We start from the raw sequence: 18899 nt of genomic DNA on the forward strand, positions 1-18899 counted from the left end.
TGCAGGTGGTACAGTTCAACGATTGGTGCGTTTCTGCCGATGGGCAGGTTGGACATCACTTCCGCAGAGTAATGACGGGCGAGGCTGCGAACCTCGCAACGGGCGTTCAGGCGACCGCGGCGGTCATCCCAGGGCACTACGCTTCCGAGGAGCACGTCGCCCGAGCACTCCGCCGGCTTGGAAAGCCCGCGGCCGCGGCCTTGATCGAGGGTAAGCTCCCGACGACGAAGGCCATTCGCTCGGGCGACCTTGGCGAAATTTATGCGACGGAATGGATCGACGCCCATAGTGGTGGTTATCACGCGCCGATTAAACGGCTGCGATGGAAGGATCATCGCAACATGGCGATGCGCGGCGAAGACGTGATTGGCATTCTTCAAGATCCGCAAACCCAGCTACTGCGCTTCCTGAAGACAGAGGCGAAAAGTCGCGCCACACTCACGGCACAGGTTGTAGCCGAGGCGCGAGCTAACCTCGACAAGGATGGGGGGCTACCGTCGGCGCATGCCCTTTCATATATTTCTGCGCGTCTGCTCGAGCTCGGCAGTTTGCCATTGGCGGACGCGATTGACGATGCCCTGCTCAAGCACGGAATTCCGCCTGCGAGTGTACGACACTTGCTATTCACGTTCTCCGGCAATTCACCGGAGGCGATGCTGACGACCTCACTTCAGGCTTACCCAGGTGCTTTCAACCAGTGGGGGATTGGCCTCCGCATCGACGGCCATGCTGCCTTTATCGGCGCTGTCTATGATCAGGTGATCGCCAATGCCAACAACGCCTGAGGCGATAGTCGCAGACATCAATGAAGCCGCAACCGCAGGCTTTCGCGGACGCCTGATCGCTCGCGGCCAGGCGCGAGCGATCATCTGGCGCGACGGCGTTTTGCCGGCGGGAGCTCCAGCGTTTGCACCTCAGCTCAGTCACGATCTGCACTCTTATGGTTATGCGCTTCTCGGGCTTGGCCTGCGCCTCCGCGAACTTGGCGGTGACGCTGCCCAAGCGCGCACCGCCTTCGAGCAAGCCGCCACTGCCCTTGAGGCAGTCATCGCCAAGGGCAACCGCCAGGAGATCGATCGCGACTTCCACTTCGTGATGACGGCCGCGAGCTATCATCTCGCGCATCTTTCCGCGCGCGCCTATTCCTTGCTTTCGATCGTCGAAGCCGATGAGAATTTCTCACCAATCGAACGTGTCCTGGCCCAGTTGATGCGGCGTAACTTCGGGGCTCTTCGCGCCAGCGTGCTCGACTACCGGGCCTCCGGCGAAGGTAGCGATGCTCGAATCGCCACTGCCATCCAGGCCAACCTCGATCAGACCGAGGCCGTGGCCAATCCCATCGATGGCGGTAACGACTTCCTCTTCGACGGGCTCGATACTGCGCTGACCGACAGCTTCCTGGCGGCCATGTCGCTGTTTCTCCTGGCTCTAGAACGTGGTGAGCGGCCGCTGCTCGATCAGGCACTGGAGCGGCTTCGTGTGAGCCTCGTCGTTTGCAGCGAGTTGAACATGCTTCCGCAGTGGTGGGCGCATCGCATTGCGATTCATCTCCTGTCCGACCTCTGGTCGAGCACCTTCCACGAGAGGGTGCCGCTGCAACCGGCAGGCGGCGAAGCGGCCGATTGGCCGCGGCTGCGCGAGTTGTTTATCGCACTGCTTCAACGGCGTCCCAAGGCGGAGGTCGACCTCTGGCCATCGCAGATCGAGGCCGCAACCCGCGCCGTCGATCAGTCCGACGATCTGGTGGTTTCGCTGCCGACAAGCGCCGGTAAGACACGCATTGCCGAGCTATGCATCCTGCGCTGCCTCGCCGGCGGCAAGCGGGTGGTTTTCGTCACTCCGCTACGTGCCCTCTCGGCTCAGACAGAAACGACCCTCCAGAGGACCTTCGGCCCGCTCGGCAAGACGATCTCGGCGCTCTACGGCAGCATCGGTGTGAGTGGCTTCGACGAGGACGCGATCCGGGAACGTGACATCGTGGTGGCGACGCCGGAGAAGCTCGACTTCGCGCTGCGTAACGATCCATCTCTTCTTGACGACGTTGGTCTTCTGGTCTTCGACGAGGGGCATATGATCGGGCTCAACGAGCGCGAGGTCCGCTACGAGGTGCAGATCCAGCGGCTTCTTCGCCGTCCGGACGCGCTCCAGCGGCGAATTGTGTGCCTTTCGGCGATCTTGCCCGACGGCGATCAACTCGACGACTTTGCCGGGTGGTTGAGGCGTGATCACCCTGGTGGCCTGATCAAAAACGACTGGCGACCGACCCGGCTGCGGTTCGGCGAGGTGGTGTGGACGTCGCCCTCCGCGCGATTGAACCTTCGGGTGGGAGACGAACGTCCGTGGGTACAGCGTTTTCTCACCGGGGCCGCGCCGCCGAACTGGATTCCGCCAAAGCGCCAACGAAAGCGCCTCTTTCCCGACGATCAGCGCGAACTTTGCCTGGCGACGGCTTGGCGGTTGGTTGAGGATGGACAGACCGTCCTGGTCTTCTGCCCGGAGCGACGAAGTGTCGAACCCTTCGCAGACGTGATCGTGGATCTTCGTGAGCGCGGTGCGCTGCGTTCCCTGCTCGAAGCCGATCCTTCGGTTCTAAGCACCGCGATCGCATTGGGAGAGGAGTGGCTGGGGCCGAATAGCGCAATCCTCAAATGCCTTCGCCTAGGTGTTGCGCTCCACCATGGCGCCCTGCCAACCGCGTACCGCAAGGAGGTGGAACGACTGCTCCGCGACAATGTGCTCAAGGTGACAATCTCCTCGCCGACCTTGGCGCAGGGCCTCAACCTGTCGGCCACGTCCGTCGTCATGCACTCTCTCCACCGCAATGGCGAAAGAATAGAAATCTCCGAGTTCAAAAACGTGATCGGGCGAGCCGGCCGTGCCTATGTCGATGTCGAAGGCATCGTGCTCTTCCCGATGTTCGACGATATCGCGAAGAAGCGGCGTAACTGGGAAGCGCTCATCAACGATCTCGGCGCGCGAAACATGGAAAGCGGGCTGGCGCTTCTGGTTTGGACCCTTTTGTCTCGTATGCATGCACGGATCGGCGGTGATCTCAATCAGCTCGTCAACTATGTCGTCAACAGCGCCGCTGCCTGGACTTTCCCGGAGATCGCGAATGAGGAACCCCAGGAACGCGAGCGCGCTCTTGCCGACTGGGAGCGGCATGTTGCGACGCTCGACACGGCCATCCTCAGCCTGATCGGCGAAAATGACATCCCTGATGAGGGAATCGAGGCTGCGCTGGACGACATCCTTCAGTCCTCCCTCTGGCACCGGCGTTTACTGCGCCAGAACGAGCAGGTACGACAGGCCCTCAAGGCGGGCCTAGTCTCCCGCAGCCGGCTTATCTGGAGCCAATCGACAGCAGCGCGCCGCCGAGGGTACTTCCTGGCTGGGGTCGGACTGACGACCGGACATGCGCTCGATGCGATCGCGCCAGACGCAAATCTTCTCCTGATCCAGGCCAATGGCGCGATTGTTCAAGGCGACGCCGAGGCGGCGATCGCGGCCATCACGGCGCTGGCCGAGCGCGTCTTCATCTTCTACCCCTTCACGCCGGATCCCATGCCCGCAAATTGGCGGGATATCCTACGTGCCTGGCTTCTTGGCCAGCCTCTTGCCGGCATCGCTGCCGGTCAGGAATCAGAAACGCTGCAGTTCATCGAGGGCGGCCTGGTCTATCGCCTTCCTTGGGCCATGGAGGCGATCCGCGTCCGTGCGGCCGCAAACGGCGATACGGTCGGCGTCTTTGATCTTCTCCTCGAAGACCATGAGCTTGGCCTCGCCGTTCCCGCCGTCGAAACCGGCACGTTGAATCGCTCCGCCTCCATCCTTATCCAAGCCGGCTTCAACTCGAGGCTCGGTGCCATCAAGGCTGTCACCGACACCGGCGCCACCTTCCGGACGGGTCAGGAGCTTCGGCAATGGCTCAACTCGGAAGCCGTCGCGGCATGGAGCGCGCAGCCGGATTGGCCGACAGCGGAAACCAAGGCCATGTGGACGGACTTCGTGCAGAGTTTCACACCGCGTGAAAACCGCACCTGGGCGGATCGTCGCTACTGGGCGAACGTGGCATGGCTTGGCGCGCCGCCGCCGCCGGGCACGTCCGTCCAGATTCATCACTGGGGCGGTCAACCGCGTGTCCTATCGACCGATGGCTCGCCGCTTGGCACGGTCCAGGCCGCTCTTAACCCTGGGAGAGCCGGACTGCTCCGCGCACAGGTGGCCCAGGACGTCGGCCAGATAAACATCACCTATTTGGGGCCTGCCGACCTATCCGGTGGCTGAAGCGCGACTAAGGGCCTGCCGATCGCGCTCGTCCCGCCTTCTCGGTAACGCGGTGCACCTAATCACTATGATCGTGCGACGAATGCCCATTTTCGGCCGGATAAGCCCAGGTGTGCGATTGGCAAGTCATTGATTATTCTTAACCCGCAGCTGACTCTTAATCAGCGGGTCCCAGGTTCGAGCCCTGGTGCGCCCACCAAGCTTTTCAATAGCTTAGGTTAGCCCTCGTAATTGCCATTCCGACAAGCGGCCGCGTCTATGAGCGGGGTCGAAAGCGGCAAAAGAAATCCGTCGCTCTTGGTGATTGAGCGGATAGCCAAGGCTCTAAGGGTCGATCCGGAGGAGTTGGTTCGTCGACGATGACTAGCAGGCGCCCCGCCAATTACGAAAGTTGTAAGGTGCCCGCACGATGGGGCCACGAGGGCGATAATTTCGCTTCGTGGGACCAGCCCTATTACGACAGTCAATGGTTGGCCCGGACACTGGCGTCATAAACTTGGGGTGGAGGTTCGGGTCCTTCCCCCGCTACCGCGTATGACCCACTGTTATGGTGGGCCTCCGGCAAGAGTCTTTCGCCGACCTGCGCCACCCACCTTGACCTCGACCGCGAAGGCTTCCCAAGGCCTTTCGGGGGCCCGGGGCGATCTGAGCAATGGTTCGGCGCGCGAGCGCTGACGTTACCACCACGCCTGCTTGGCGTTGGTGTGGGCGAGGGCTGTCCGCTCGGAGGTCCTGGCGCCATCAACACACCACTGGCAGTCAGCGTGAGAATAGCGACGGTCGAGATCGGCCATGCCCCCGTCGCCGGAAGGCGAAATTGTTCGCCCCGCCGATGATGATGACCGCAGAGCGCAGCACTCTCAAACCGCAGCGGCGAGCCGGACGCCACACGCCTTCGCGCGAGCGATATCCAAAATGTGCAGGCAACGCTGTGCCCATTGCGACCTGCGACCATACGGTCCGGCATCCCCGGGCGAGGGTCGAGAGGCAGAACATTTCGTCAACGGGATGACCACCCGCACCGACTCGATTTGCGAGAGCGCCCAAGACAGCTCTCAGCTAGCACCGCGGTGGGCGCGATGCCATAGGGAAGCGAGTACTCAGCTCATCAACATGATGGGTTCCACTTCGCCAGTGGCCAGCCGGGAAGTCAGACCGGAGGGAGGGAAAGGGCGGAACTGTGCCCTAAAGCAAGGGGAGTTGAATTCTAGGAATAGACTTGGGCATGCGCTGTGTTGTCTCGGCGCCGAGGAGCGATCGATGGCCCATTTTTACCAACAAGCGGTAGCTTCGGCTCGGTGAGCGTCTCGGCGCTGATGGGCACCGTGTAGATCGCAGCGCGCCTCGCCGCTCAATCTAGTTCACCTCCAAGGGAAGGCTTTGCTGCAGGAAAAACTCAATCTGTTCCGGCCATTTTTATTTCAGCAAATTGCTATGGCACAATTTGCACTACCTGCCGAGTTCCACCGGAAGTAGGTTTAAACTCCAACGCAGGAGTTGTGTCATGGGCAATGGCCTACTTGAAAGCGTTTGCATTGTTTTACTCGGGTTGAGCCCGCTCGCCATCATCGGCATCGCTATGCTCGTGCCGTGACGGCACTGATATTAAGCCCGCGTGAAAAGAAGCTCCTGAGGCGAATGGCTCTCGGGCGGTGTGACGCGGACATTGCTGCGCAGATCGGCGGGACCGAAGCGCAGGTGTCGGTCCAACGCCTGCGCCTGCTCAGAAAGCTCAAGATCAAATCTCAGGCTCAGATCATGGATGCGGCGGAAAGATTGGCTAGATGGCCGTCGTCACCAATAGCTACGCCGCCTCCTTAAGGCTAAGCGCGAACTTGGCCCGACACGCACCAACCGGCAGGTAGATGGCCCCAGCACCGGCTCTCACACAGGCTCCCCCAAGGTTGCTGGGACCGCTCAATAAAGAGGTCGCCTCAGTTGGTGGCCTCGTTCATTGAGCCGGAACGGCAACTTCCGCTTATGGCCGTTGGTGCATATTCACTTTGACGTCACCGACGTCTGCTCTTTAGAGCGACGCGGAACCCCGCAGCTACGTTGGTCAAGCTGACGTTGTGCTTTCGCTCACGTATTACGGCCTTTTGCGATAGACCTGCCACGTACCGTTCTCTCGAAGCCACGCAGTCAGGTCGACGGTTGCACAATCCCAGGGCTCGATCGTGGACAGAACGTCATTTCTATCCGCCGCGTCCTTCGGTTTTGTTCGATTGTCTTTCGGGAGGCTGCTCTTGGCTCGCTCTTCGGCAGGCAACTTCTTCATGACATATTCCTCCAAGGCGATTGAGGGTCGTTCCGACCGGTAATCTTCCACCTCGAAGTGCGGGGGCGGAGAATTCCACCGCCATCACAGGGGTAGCGCTAGGCAAACGACCTGCGGATCCCTTCCGCGGCGGACCTGAAAGCCAAATTTGGCGAAAACCTTCCGCATCGCCGTGTTCTCCGGCAGGACGTCGGCGACGAGCTGCTCGAGCCCGGCCGCGCGCGCCAGAATAATAAGGTGGCGCATGAGCAAGGTGCCAACGCCCAGTCCCTGATAGTCGTCGATGGTCACGAAGGCGATCTCGGCCATTCCGGAGTCCGTGACGACGTAGCGACCGCCGCCGATGATCACCTCGTGTTCGTCCTCATCGGCAAGCGCGATCAAGGCGACGTGACTGGTGAAATCGATGTTCATGAAGAAGTCGACTTCCGTCTTCGAGAAGCTTCGCTTGGGGCCGAAGAAGCGACGTTGCAGCGACTGGCTGCTCGTGCGACCGATCGCAGCCAACATATCTTCCTCGTCATCAGCCCGTAACATGCGGATCTCGACGCTCCGGCCATCGCGCAGACGTTCGCTCGCTGCATAATTCTCAGGCACGGGCATCAACCTGTCCTCCGGCGCCAGAAACGCGCACGGCCGCGCCCGTGGCTTGACCTAAATCAACGATCCGGGCGCGCCAGCTGCTTTCAATCGGGGCGTTGGCGGAGGGACCGAAACGATGTCGCTGGACAATCCGCAACTCCCGGGCGGCCCAATGTCTGGGGTCGTCGCCAAGGCCGTGGAGTACATGGTAGATGCCGGGCAGCGTAGCGTGCTGCTTCTGGATATCCTGCGCCAACGCGGCGATCAGTATCGCGAGCATGTTGCCCAGACGGCGCCGCACGTCCTGAGCTATGCAGCTGAGCTCATCTTGGACGGCCGCACGCTCGAGCAGCCTGTCAACTATGCGTTGGTGCGTATCATCCCGCCCAAGGGTGTGGAAATCGACCGCGACCGCCGCCCGTTCGTTGTCGTCGACCCACGTGCGGGTCATGGCCCGGGGATCGGCGGCTTCAAGGCCGACAGTGAGATCGGCGTCGCGATGAAGGCAGGCCATCCCTGCTATTTTATTGGCTTCCTGCCCGAGCCAATGCCGGGCCAGACCATCGAGCGCATTGCGCGCGCCGAAGCCGTCTTCATCGAAAAGGTCATCGAGCGGCATCCCGAGGCTGATGGCAAACCGTGCGTGATCGGCAACTGCCAGGCCGGCTGGGCGATCATGATCCTGGCCGCATTACGGCCGGAACTGTTCGGTCCGGTGATCGTGGCGGGCGCGCCGCTCGCATATTGGGCCGGCGTCCACGGCAAATACCCGATGCGTTACTCCGGCGGGCTGCTTGGCGGAAGCTGGCTGACGGCGCTTTCCAGTGACCTCGGCGCAGGCAAGTTTGACGGTGCCTGGCTGGTGCAAAACTTCGAGAACCAGAATCCATCGAATACGTTGTGGACCAAGCAGTACAACGTCTACACCAAGGTCGACACGGAGGCGGATCGCTATCTCGAGTTCGAACGCTGGTGGGGCGGGCACGTCAACCTCAATGCCGAGGAGATCCAGTTCATTGTCGATGAACTCTTCATCGGCAACAACTTGGCCGCGGGGCGCGTCAAGATGTTCGACGGAACCGCAGTCGATCTGCGCAATATTCGTTCGCCGATCGTGGTGTTCTGCTCAAAAGGGGACAACATCACGCCTCCGCAACAGGCGCTGGACTGGATTCTGGATCTCTATGCGGATGTCCACGAGATCAGGGCGCATGGGCAGACCATTGTCTACACCGTGCATGAGACGGTCGGTCATCTCGGTATATTCGTTTCCGGTGGCGTCGCCAAGAAAGAGCATGCGGAATTCTCGAGCAACATTGATTTGATCGACGTGCTGCCACCCGGCCTTTACGAGGCGACGTTCGAGGCGAGGGGATCCGACACGCTCAATGATGAGCTTGCGGTTGGGCAGTGGGTGATGCGCTGCGAGGCCCGTACGCTCGACGACATCCGCGCAATGGGCGGGAACTCGCCGGAGGACGAGCGGCGGTTCGAGACTGCCAAACGGGTCTCCGAAATGAATCTCGCCGCTTATCAGAAATTCGTGCAGCCTTGGGTCAAATCGATGGTGACGCCACAGATGGCGGAGATGATGCGCAACTGGCATCCGCTCCGCCTGCAATACGAGGCGTTCAGCAGCGAGAACCCCTGGATGAAGATGGTGGAGAACGCTGCGGACAAGGCCCGCGAAGCGCGCAAGCCGGTAGCCAAGGACAATCCCTTCCTTGCGTTCCAGGAGCGCTTATCGAAGCAGATCGTCAGTTCGCTCGATCAGTGGCGCGACTCGCAGGAGGCGCTGAGCGAGGCGATGTTCCTTGCCATCTATGGCTCGCCGGCCTTGCAGGCCGCGGTCGGGGTTGATCCGCAGTCGACCCCCTCGCAACGCCGCGACATGGATTCAAAGCATCGAGAGCTCTTGCAAGCCCGCATCGCGGAGCTGACATCCCGGATCAGGTCCGGTGGTATGCGAGAGGCCGGCATTCGAGCCTTGCTTTATGTCGGATCGGCCCGGGGCATGGTGGACGAGCGCAGTCTCGAGGCGCTGCGGCGGCTTCGCCAAGTCGATGAGGCCGCGCGCGTGACGCTCGCGGAGTTCAAGATGCTGGTCCGCGAGCAGTTCTTCATGCTGCTGCTCAATCGAGAGGCCGCACTAGCGGCCATTCCAAAACTCCTGCCGGACAACATGGACGAGCGCCGCAGAGCGTTTGCCGCCATTCAGGACGTGCTGTCGGCAAGCGCGGAGATATCCGGCGAGGTGGCCAGGCGATTGAACCAGGTCGCCGAGCTGTTCGGGCTCGACGGTCACAACAACACCGTCCCCTTCGATCCGAAGGCCCGGGCGTCATAGCAATTCGGAGCGGAGTAATGGATGTCATGGCAACCGGACCGAACCAAGCCCAGCCGGGATCAAAATACGATCGTCTCATCGTCGCCGCGAAGGGCGTTCCGTCGGTCTCTACGATCGTCGTGCATCCCTGCGATGAGAGCTCACTGCGAGGTGCGATCGACTCCGCCGAGGCTGGCATCATCAAGCCGATTCTCGTCGGCCCGGCTGGGCGGATCCGAGATACCGCGGTGAAGCACAATATTGATATTGCGGGCTATGAGGTCGTCGATACGCCGCCAACTGAAGCTGCTGCCGCGGCCAGGGGCGTCGAGTTGATTCATGAAGGTCAAGGCGAAGTCCTGATGAAGGGCAGCCTCCACACCGATGAACTGATGCGCAGCGTGACAGCAAAGGTCGGCGGGCTGCGCACCGACCGGCGCATCAGCCACGTATTCGTGATGGACGTGCCGGCCTATTCCGAAACGGTGTTCGTCACCGATGCCGCCATCAACATCTTCCCCGACCTGGACGACAAACGCGATATCATCCAGAATGCTGTCGACCTCTACAATCAGGCCGGCTTCGGCACGACACCTCGGGTGGCGATCCTGTCGGCAGTCGAGACGGTGACGGCGAAGATTCCGTCGACGATTGAAGCGGCGGCGCTCTGCAAGATGGCAGACCGCAAGCAGATCACCGGCGCGTTACTCGATGGTCCGCTTGCCTTCGACAATGCGATCGACATGGAGGCGGCGCGGATCAAGGGCATCAGGTCCGAGGTCGCTGGCCGGGCGCAGATTCTGGTCGTGCCCGACCTCGAGTCAGGCAACATGCTGGCGAAGAACCTGGCCTATTTCGCCAAGGCGGATGGCGCCGGCATCGTGCTCGGCGCACGGGTGCCGGTCGTGCTGACGTCGCGCGCCGATTCTGCGCGGTCACGGATGGCATCCGCTGCGGTGGCCTGCCTGTACGCGGCGGCCCGGCGTCGCGGTGCTCCCATCGCTGCCGCGTGACTGTCATGGATACGATCCTCGTCGTCAATGCCGGCTCCTCCAGCGTGAAATTCCAGGTCTTCGTGGTGGAGGCCGAGGGCCGGCTGGCGCGGCAGCTAAAGGGCCAGATCGATGGCATCGGCAGCCGGCCGCGGATGCGTGCCAGCGGCCCCAGCGGCGAGCCGCTGGCCGACCGGGCCTATCCGATCGAAGCAGTTGCCGACGTTCCTGCCGCTATGTCCGTCGCCGGCGCCTGGCTGAGAGATGAGCTCAACATCAACCCTGTGGCTGTCGGCCATCGGGTTGTTCACGGCGGCCCGGATTACGGGCACCCGGTGCTGATCGACCCTGTGGTCGTGTCGCGGCTAGAACGCTACGCGCCGCTGGCGCCGCTGCACCAGCCACACAATCTGGCGCCCATTAAATCCCTGCTAGCCAATTTTCCGACCCTGCCGCAGGTGGCCTGCTTCGATACGGCGTTCCACCGCGATCATGACCCGCTGGCGGACCACTATGCCATTCCGCACCAGCTGTACGCCGAGGGCATCAGGCGCTACGGCTTCCACGGCCTGTCCTACGAATATGTGGCCAAGCGGCTGCCGCAGGTGGCGCCGGAGGTCGCGGTCGGTCGTGTGATCGTGGCTCATCTCGGCAGCGGCGCCTCGATGTGTGCGATGCGGGCAGGCCGGAGCGTCGAAAGCACGATGGGATTTACGGCTCTCGATGGCCTCGCGATGGGAACGCGGCCCGGCCAGATCGATCCCGGTGTAGTCCTGTACCTGCTTACCGAGAAGGGAATGTCCGTGCCTAAGGTACAAGACTTTCTGTATCGCGACTGCGGCCTGAAAGGTCTGTCCGGCGTCAGCAACGACATGCGCGAGCTCGAGAATAGCGCGGACCCGCGGGCTGTATTTGCGATCGACTATTTCATTTATCGCGTTGGCCTCAACGCCGGCATGCTGGCATCCGCGCTGGAGGGGCTAGACGGCTTCGTCTTCACCGCGGGGATCGGCGAAAACTCCGTTTCGATCCGTGCCCGCATCTCGGAACGGCTGGCATGGCTCGGGATCGAGCTCGATCCAGTCGAGAACGCACGGCATGCCACCAGGATATCTCGATCGGGCAGCCGAACCCCCGTCTACGTCGTGCCGACCGACGAGGAACTGATGATCGCGCAGCATACGCTGACGCTGCTCATGAACAAGCCATCGCCAAATCCAAAACGCGAGAGAGTGTCATGAACATCCCGGTTTATCCCGAGACCAACGTCGCGCTGAAAGGCAAGAAGGGCTTGATCGTCGGCATAGCCAATGACCAATCGATCGCCTGGGGCTGTGCCAAGGCGTTTCGCGCGCTCGGTGCCGAGCTCGCTGTCACCTACCTGAACGAGAAGGCCAAGAAGCACGTCGAACCGCTGGCGAAGGCGCTGGAATCGCCGATCTTCATGCCGCTCGACGTGATGGTCGAGGGCGAGACCGAAAAAGTCTTCGAGCGGATCGGAAAGGAGTGGGGGCAGCTCGATTTCCTGCTTCACTCAATCGCGTTCTCACCGAAAGAAGCTTTGCATGGCCGTGTGGTCGACGTCGACCGGGCGGGCTTCCAGAAGACCATGGATGTGTCCTGCTGGTCGTTCATGCGCATGGCCCATCTCGCCGAACCGCTGATGAAGAACGGCGGCACGATGTTCACCATGACCTATTACGGCAGCCAGATGGTGGTGAAGAACTACAATGTCATGGGCGTCGCGAAGGCGGCGCTCGAGGCGGCGGTGCGCTACATCGCCGCGGAGCTCGGACCAAAAGGCATTCGGGTCCATGCCATCTCGCCTGGGCCACTTGCCACGCGCGCAGCATCCGGCATTCCAGAATTCGACGAACTGATGGACAAGGCGCAGTCGCAGGCGCCGACGCGCAGCCTCGTCAGCATCGACGACGTCGGTAAGGCTACAGCGTTCCTTGCCCTTGATGGTGCAAAGCTGATCACGGGAGACGTACTCTATGTCGATGGGGGCTACCACATCATCGATTAGAGGGTGGGAGGTCCAGTTAGCTGTAATGCAGGCCGATGACGTCGGCGACGCAAGCCGGGCGCGTGCCGCCCTCCATCTCGATCGCTACGCGGTAGTGGACCCTCAGCCCGTTCGGCGGCACGTCGACGGCCTCGACAATGCTGACGCGACCGCGCAGCTTCGATCCAGCCGGGACCGGCGCTAGATACCGGATCCGATCTGCCCCGTAGTTGAGCGTGTTCTTCAGCCCTTTCAGGCCCATTACCGAGCGGATGAACATCGGTGTCAAGCTGAGCGACAGAAGGCCATGTGCGATCGTCATGCCTCCAGGCATTTCGGCCTTCGCGCGCTCTTGGTCGACATGAATCCACTGCTCGTCGCAAGTGGCATCCGCGAATTTGCTAATGCGCTCTTGCGTTACCTCGAGCCAGTCACTGACGCCGATTTCGGTGCCTACCGCTTCCTTGAGTTGTTCAAACCCGTTGAAAATCCGCATGGCGTCGGCTTGCTCCCTTCAGAGGATCATTTCCGGAACAGCATCGGGAATTGTGAGCCCGGCGTCCGTCACCGCCAAGACCTCGGCGACAGTCACGCCCGGAGCCGTTTCCAGAAGGGTCGCCTTGCCGCCCGGGAAAGCGATCACCGCAAGATCGGTCACCACGAGATCCACGGAGCGCGCGGATGTCAGAGGCAAGTTACATTTGGCCACGATCTTCGACTTTCCTTTTGCCGCATGTTGCATGGCGACGATGACGCGCTTGGCACCGCTGACGAGGTCCATGGCGCCACCCATGCCAGGCACCATCTTGCCCGGGATCATCCAGTTGGCGAGATGACCCGCGGCGTCGACTTGCAGGCCGCCCAGCACCGTGATGTCGACATGGCCGCCACGGATCAGGCCGAACGACATCGCGCTATCGAAAGTGGCCGCGCCGGGCAACGCGCTGATCGGCTTGCCGCCGGCATCGGTCAGCAGCGGATGGGCCATACCTTGTTCGGGAATTGGGCCGGTGCCGATCAAGCCGTTCTCGGACTGGAAGAACACCCTGAGCTCGGCGGGAACGTAGTTCGCAACCAAGGTCGGAATGCCGATGCCGAGATTGACGAGGTTACCCGGGCGTAGTTCCTTCGCCACACGGCGCGCGATGATGGTTTGGGCATCCATGGTTCACCCATTCGCGACGAGATAGTCGACCAGTGGTCCTGGCGTGACGACGTGATCGGGAGCAATGACGCCGACCGGAACGATATGTTCGGCGGTCACGATCACGGTGTCGGCTGCCATCGCCATTACCGGATTGAAATTCCGTGCGGTGAGAGCATAGGACAGGTTGCCTGCGTAGTCGGCCAGGAAGGCGTGTACGAGCGCGAAATCGGCGCGCAGTGCGGTCTCCAGCAGATACGGCCTGCCGTCGACTTCGATCTTCTGTTTGCCTTCCTCGACCAGCGTACCTACGCCGGTGGGCGTCAAGACGCCGCCAAGACCACAGCCGCCTGCGCGGATGCGTTCAACGAAGGTACCCTGGGGAATGAGGTCTACCGTGATCTGCTTGCCCAGCATTTGCTTCTGCGCCGTCGGATTCAGCCCGATATGGGTGCCGATCATGCCCGACACCTGCGAGCCTTCGAACAGTTTGCCGACACCCTTTCCGGGCGTTGCCGCATCGTTGCTGATCAGCAAGAGGCCCGATTTGTTCTGTCGGACCAGTTCGTCAAGCAAGCGCTCCGGCGTGCCTACGCCCATGAAGCCGCCGACCATGATGCGCGCGTTGTTCGGGATCATCGCAACAGCTTCTTCGGCGGATACGGCCTTCATGATTGGGCTCCGGCAATCAATCCGAGGCGGGATGTTTCAGCGAACACTGCCGTTTGGCGTGGTCCTTACGTTGATCTGGGTCAAGGCCCGCGTCATTCGTCGTCTGCGTGACGGTCAATCCCAATGCTGGTCAGCACGTCCGTCCACAATTTGCGCACCTGCCGATGCCGATCGTTCACGGCCGCGCTGACGGCGTCGCGGACGGGCTTGAGATCGTCACCTTTCAGAAAATGGATTTGCGCCTGGATCAGGCGGCTGCTTTCAAATTCGATCCGGCGCAAGGCCACGACAAAGGGATCATCCGCGGAAGCCTCGACGGGCAGCAGGGCGGCGGGCCGGACGGCGCCGTGCGCGGCGTGCCCGAGGGCCGCAATGTCGATCGTCGTGGCAAGCCGGTGATCGGCAACGCCTGAAACCGGATTGGGCATCCAAGCCATTTCCCAGATCAGCGTGTTGTAGAAGGTCGTGACATCAGGCGCCCACGAAGTCGCGCGCAGGAGAAGGGAAACGATCTCGGTCTCGCGATGCAACTGTGTGTTTAGCTCGGTTTGCCAGCCGGCCTTGAACTGGCCTGGCAAGGCGAAAGCCAGCTGCCGTGCAAGCGCGCCATGCACCGAGACCAGGAATGATGCGACCCGAGTTTGCTGCAGCGGCGGCACGCGCCCGGAAGGGTCCAGCGGGCCGAGGAACTGGTTCATGACGTGGTCCTTGGCACAGGGATCGCGCGCAGGTGGTCGAAGCCGGCAGGGAAAGGCATCATCTCGCCACCTGCGTCGTCGGGTGCGATCCATACCGCCTGTTTGCCCTGCCAGCGCTTCGCCATGACGTCTTCGGCGAAGCGTGCCAGCAGGTCGGCCGTCAGTGTGGCCTTCTCGAGCGTGAAGGCGTGATAGGCATTCGGAATGATGACAAGTGAGCTGTCGGAGATGTGAATGCGTAGGGTTTCGTGCAGGGAACGCGGGGTGAGGAAGTCGAATTCCCCGTTGAGGATCATCGTCGGCGTCTTGATCGAGGCCAGTTGCGGCGTCAGCGGCTGGAACTCGAGGAAGGACTCCATCAGATTTTGCAGCGCATAGACGTCGTTGACCAACCAGCCCTGCCGCTTCACCGCGTCGAGCTTGCCAAGCAGCGGCTTGAGCCATGAATCGGAAAGGTTCATCGGTAGTAACAAATCCTGCAAATAGCTGGTGCCGCCCAGGATCAAGGCGGTGCGCAGTGCATTACCGAGCAGCATGAGCTGCGGCGACAATTCTGCGAAGGCGCTCATAGGCACCAGGCCCGACAGCCGATCTCCGTGCAGGATCGCATAGCGCAGCGCGATCAGTGCGCCGAAACTGATGCCGCCGAGGAATATCGGACCATCACCGAGCGCTTCGATCAGGAGCCTAAGCGCCTCAACCTGGTCTTCTTGGCTGATGAACAGCTCCGGCTTGGCCGAGGCGCCCTGGCCGAGCAGATCGAAAGTCGCGACACGAAATCCCTTAGCGATCAGCGCGTCCCGATAGGCCGCCCAGAGCTCCGAATACTGGGTAAGCCCGTTAACGAGCACATAGGCCGGCGCGTCAGTGGGGCCGTCCAGCTCATAACGGATGCGGTGCGACCCATGCGACAGGAACGGCATTCGCTTCACTTGGTCGATGCTTCGAGCGTCAAGTTGCGGCGCGCACCTGGCCGTTCCCTTGACTTAGGTCAACGACGGCCGCGCATGCCCGCCGGAACCTTCCCCAAAATCCGGTCAGGGAGGATTTCCATGAGGCGCCTTTTCATTGGCCTGTTGCTGCTCGCTTTTTGCGCATCGGTTGCGGCCGCCCAGCCGTTCACGCGCCGCTCGTCGCAAGTCCAGCATGACGGCCTGAAGCAATACTACGAGATCGCCGACTTCAAGCTCGGCGGCAAGTATGACCTGGCCAATCCTTCGAAGTGGGAAAATGGCGGTGAGGGGGGGTCACCCTTGAATCACTCGGCGGCGGAAAACTGCGCACCGCCTACATCGCGGTTGGTACGCCGCGGCGAAACGCCGCCGGCGAAATCACCAACGCTGTGGTCATCAACTCCTATTACTCCGGCGACTCGACCGACATGTATGAGCAGTGGGTCAAGGGCGCCGCACTGTCGGGCGGCGTCCCGATCATCGGACCGGGCCGGCCGATCGACACTGACCGCTACTACGTCGTGATGGTCGATCCGCTTGGGACCTGGGGCGCCAGCAAGCCCTCGGATGGCCTCGGGATCAAGTTTCCCCAGTACACCTATTTCGACATGGTGCAGGCAAACTACCGGATGCTTCGCGATCATCTGAAAGTCGCCAGGGTCGCGCTCGCGGCCGGTGTCTCGATGGGTGGCACCCAGACCTATGTTTGGGGCGTCATGCATCCGGAATATGTCAGTGCGCTGATGCCGATCGGCGGCACGACGCAATCGGACGCCGGAGATCCCGTCGGCAATTGGACGTTCCAGTTGATGACGGCGGCGATCGAGTCCGATCCCGTCTGGCAGCAGACCGACGGTGACTACTACAAGCTGCCCAAGGAGAAGCACCCGTTGATGGGCATGGCATTCGGCTGGTCGGTGTTGGGCCTGACCGGATACGATCTCTCGTACCGGACCACGCAGGCGTTCACCGCAGTGCAGCCCGAAATCTTCTATTGGGATCCGCCGAACGAGAAGGCCGGCCTCAACGTGATCAATCGCTCCAAGCTATATGACGCCGTTGACCTCGTTTGGCGCAACCGCGTTGGCGAGCTTCACAATATCAACAACGACCTCGGCCGCATCCAGTCGCGCACACTGGTCATGCACATCAAGAACGACCTGTGGCTCAACTTCAAGCTCGCCGAGAAAGCAGTCGAAAACATCCCGGGCGCCGACCTAATTGCCGAAGAGAGCCCGGTTGCACATTACGGCGTATTCTCGATCATCAATGGCCACAAGAACGACCCGAAATTCGTGGCCTTCATGGAGGACGTTGCCAGCCTCGACCGAGCGCAGCAGTTCGTCGACAAGAACTTCCGCACGCCGGGTGTGGCATCCGACATCGATCCGAAGAAATCCTTCTGGAAGGAGTATGTCACCTATCCCTATCCGGTGAAGTACGCCAACGCCAAGGACGCCAAAGGTACGACCTGGCAGATCGGCTACATGGATGAATACAATGGCACGGAGAAGGATCCGAAGGTCCTCGTCATCATTCATGGCAAGGGGGCGTTCGCCGGCCACTACGGCAATATCATGCAGTACGCGCTGCGTAGCGGGCTGCGCGTTATCGCGCCCGACTTGCCGCACTATGGCATGTCAGGTCCGGGCAATCTCGACAAGAGCCCTGCGCGCACCATGCAGGATATGCGCGAGGTGGTCTATGACCTCGTCGTCAACCAGCTCAAGGTCAAGCAGGCGACCTATCTCGGCCATTCGCTGGGTGGCCAATTGATCCTGGGCTACGCGCTGACATATCCCGACGCCGTGAAGAGCCTGATCCTCGAGGCGCCGGCCGGCCTGGAGGAATATCCGCGCGAAATAACGATTGCGCCGGGCAAGACCGCAAAGCTGTTCGACGCCTCGCTCGAGCACAACTTCGAGAAATGGAAGGATGTCTGGGGACCGACCCAGATACTCGCGAACGAAATCGCCCGTCCCGAGCAGAACATTCGCGACTTCTTCTATTTCAAGAAGCGCGATCCCGTCACCGGCGTGGTTGGGCGCAGCAAGAGTGGCTACTTCATGAACGACAGCGAGTATGCACGGTTCCATACCGCGCAGCGCGTCGGTCTCACCAGGGGCGATCCGAAGGAGCTTGAGCAGTGGGCCACTGTGTATATTCTCGACATCTACGGCATGGTCTCGGAGCTGCAGCAGGATGATCCCAAGAATCTGTACCGGCGGCTGACCGACATCAAGGCCCCGATCTTCCTGGCCTTCGGCGACAAGGAGCCCTTCATTCCCGGCACTCCCTTTAACGGGCTGAAGGACCTCGGGCGCGACATCATCACGCCGTTCATGATGCGGATGACGCGCGCGAACAACCGCCCGATCCTGAAGATCTATCCGGATACAGGACACTTCATCCATACCGACAATCCGGTGGAATTTCCGGCTGACGTGACCGATTTCGCGTTGACTGGAAATCTCGATACCAGTTCGCCGATCGAGACCGATCGCCTCATCAATGGCGTCGTTTCAGCGATGGCCGTTGCGCCGACGCCGGATGGACCGAATCCGACGGCCGGTTTGAACAAGTAGATTCGAAGGTGAGTTGCGCATCAGGAGATAAAGCCTGCAGTGAACGCAGCGCGGCAGCACCGTCCTCGGTTCCCTGGCTTGGCTTGTAGCGTTGTCTCGTCATCAGTGGGAAGCAACGGCTATGTCAGACGATCCTGCAGATGCCATAGCAACGGCCATTCGGTCGGCGTTTGCCTTCTATCCAAAGGAAGGCGATCCAGATTGGCGGGGTCCCGATTGGATGCTGCCCGAGGAATGCGCGCACTTGACCTAGGCCATTATGCGTGAGCTGGAAGCGAGGGGCTTCCGGATCGTCAGATCGCCCCTCGGCAGCGCGTCATAAGACACGCGCCAAGGCGTCGATGAGAAGTGAGGGTTGTCTGTCGGGTTTCGGA

The 18899-nt window shown here is 61.3% G+C and carries 15 protein-coding genes; 9 read left to right on the forward strand and 6 right to left on the reverse strand.

The genetic code is table 11. From position 1 onward, the window contains the following. The first annotated feature begins 5 nt into the window (after nucleotides 1–5). The 4 genes from Q0030_RS01550 to Q0030_RS40550 all read left to right on the forward strand — a co-directional run bounded on the left by Q0030_RS01550 (nucleotide 6) and on the right by Q0030_RS40550 (nucleotide 6108). Nucleotides 6–785, forward strand: coding sequence for a Hachiman antiphage defense system protein HamA (locus Q0030_RS01550; protein WP_298362446.1), 780 nt, complete (start codon nucleotides 6–8; stop codon nucleotides 783–785). Next, complete coding sequence (locus Q0030_RS01555) at nucleotides 769–4287, forward strand: DEAD/DEAH box helicase (RefSeq protein WP_298362448.1); 3519 nt, start codon at nucleotides 769–771, stop codon at nucleotides 4285–4287. The genes Q0030_RS01550 and Q0030_RS01555 overlap by 17 nt, the downstream gene beginning before the upstream one ends. Before the next feature lie 258 nt (nucleotides 4288–4545). Beyond that, on the forward strand, nucleotides 4546–4650 hold the full coding sequence (locus Q0030_RS01560; RefSeq protein ID WP_298362451.1) for a helix-turn-helix transcriptional regulator: 105 nt from the start codon (nucleotides 4546–4548) through the stop codon (nucleotides 4648–4650). A gap of 1227 nt (nucleotides 4651–5877) precedes the next feature. Beyond that, the gene (locus Q0030_RS40550; RefSeq protein ID WP_363323412.1) at nucleotides 5878–6108 is read left to right on the forward strand and encodes a LuxR C-terminal-related transcriptional regulator; all 231 of its coding nucleotides are present in this window, start codon (nucleotides 5878–5880) and stop codon (nucleotides 6106–6108) included. A 541-nt stretch (nucleotides 6109–6649) separates the two neighbouring features. On the opposite strand, the gene Q0030_RS01565 is transcribed toward Q0030_RS40550, so the two are convergent. After that, complete coding sequence (locus Q0030_RS01565; RefSeq protein WP_298362453.1) at nucleotides 6650–7168, reverse strand: GNAT family N-acetyltransferase; 519 nt, start codon at nucleotides 7166–7168, stop codon at nucleotides 6650–6652. A gap of 115 nt (nucleotides 7169–7283) precedes the next feature. On the opposite strand from Q0030_RS01565, the gene Q0030_RS01570 reads away from it, so the two are divergent. The 4 genes from Q0030_RS01570 to fabI are packed head-to-tail and all read left to right on the forward strand — an operon-like array spanning nucleotide 7284 to nucleotide 12494. Then, nucleotides 7284–9494, forward strand: a complete 2211-nt coding sequence (locus tag Q0030_RS01570) for a DUF3141 domain-containing protein (protein WP_298362456.1) — start codon at nucleotides 7284–7286, stop codon at nucleotides 9492–9494. A 26-nt stretch (nucleotides 9495–9520) separates the two neighbouring features. Then, nucleotides 9521–10486: a phosphate acetyltransferase gene (locus Q0030_RS01575; protein ID WP_298363218.1), complete on the forward strand. Its 966-nt coding sequence runs from the start codon at nucleotides 9521–9523 to the stop codon at nucleotides 10484–10486. A gap of 5 nt (nucleotides 10487–10491) precedes the next feature. Further along, nucleotides 10492–11706, forward strand: coding sequence for an acetate/propionate family kinase (locus Q0030_RS01580; protein WP_298362458.1), 1215 nt, complete (start codon nucleotides 10492–10494; stop codon nucleotides 11704–11706). After that, the gene (gene fabI, locus Q0030_RS01585) at nucleotides 11703–12494 is read left to right on the forward strand and encodes an enoyl-ACP reductase FabI (RefSeq protein ID WP_298362461.1); all 792 of its coding nucleotides are present in this window, start codon (nucleotides 11703–11705) and stop codon (nucleotides 12492–12494) included. Before Q0030_RS01580 ends, fabI begins: the two co-directional genes overlap by 4 nt. 16 nt (nucleotides 12495–12510) lie before the next feature. Here the strand turns inward: fabI and Q0030_RS01590 are convergent, their stop codons facing one another. The 5 genes from Q0030_RS01590 to Q0030_RS01610 form a co-directional block, all read right to left on the reverse strand. Next, on the reverse strand, nucleotides 12511–12969 hold the full coding sequence (locus Q0030_RS01590) for a MaoC family dehydratase (protein ID WP_298362465.1): 459 nt from the start codon (nucleotides 12967–12969) through the stop codon (nucleotides 12511–12513). Between the two features lie 18 nt (nucleotides 12970–12987). After that, a complete protein-coding gene (locus Q0030_RS01595; RefSeq protein ID WP_298362468.1) occupies nucleotides 12988–13638 on the reverse strand; it encodes a 3-oxoacid CoA-transferase subunit B in 651 nt (216 codons plus the stop codon). A gap of 3 nt (nucleotides 13639–13641) precedes the next feature. After that, nucleotides 13642–14289, reverse strand: a complete 648-nt coding sequence (locus tag Q0030_RS01600; protein WP_298362471.1) for a CoA transferase subunit A — start codon at nucleotides 14287–14289, stop codon at nucleotides 13642–13644. A gap of 92 nt (nucleotides 14290–14381) precedes the next feature. Then, entirely contained in the window at nucleotides 14382–14987 is a 606-nt protein-coding gene (locus Q0030_RS01605; protein WP_298362474.1) for a hypothetical protein, read from the reverse strand. After that, complete coding sequence (locus tag Q0030_RS01610; RefSeq protein ID WP_298362477.1) at nucleotides 14984–15910, reverse strand: alpha/beta hydrolase; 927 nt, start codon at nucleotides 15908–15910, stop codon at nucleotides 14984–14986. The genes Q0030_RS01605 and Q0030_RS01610 overlap by 4 nt, the downstream gene beginning before the upstream one ends. Before the next feature lie 419 nt (nucleotides 15911–16329). Between Q0030_RS01610 and Q0030_RS01615 the strand changes: the two genes are divergently transcribed. Then, nucleotides 16330–18525, forward strand: a complete 2196-nt coding sequence (locus Q0030_RS01615) for an alpha/beta fold hydrolase (RefSeq protein ID WP_363323414.1) — start codon at nucleotides 16330–16332, stop codon at nucleotides 18523–18525. The last annotated feature ends 374 nt before the right edge of the window (nucleotides 18526–18899 follow it).

Origin of the sequence: uncultured Bradyrhizobium sp. (assembly GCF_947648125.1) — a bacterium.
In the GTDB taxonomy this organism is placed as follows: Bacteria; Pseudomonadota; Alphaproteobacteria; order Rhizobiales; family Xanthobacteraceae; genus Bradyrhizobium.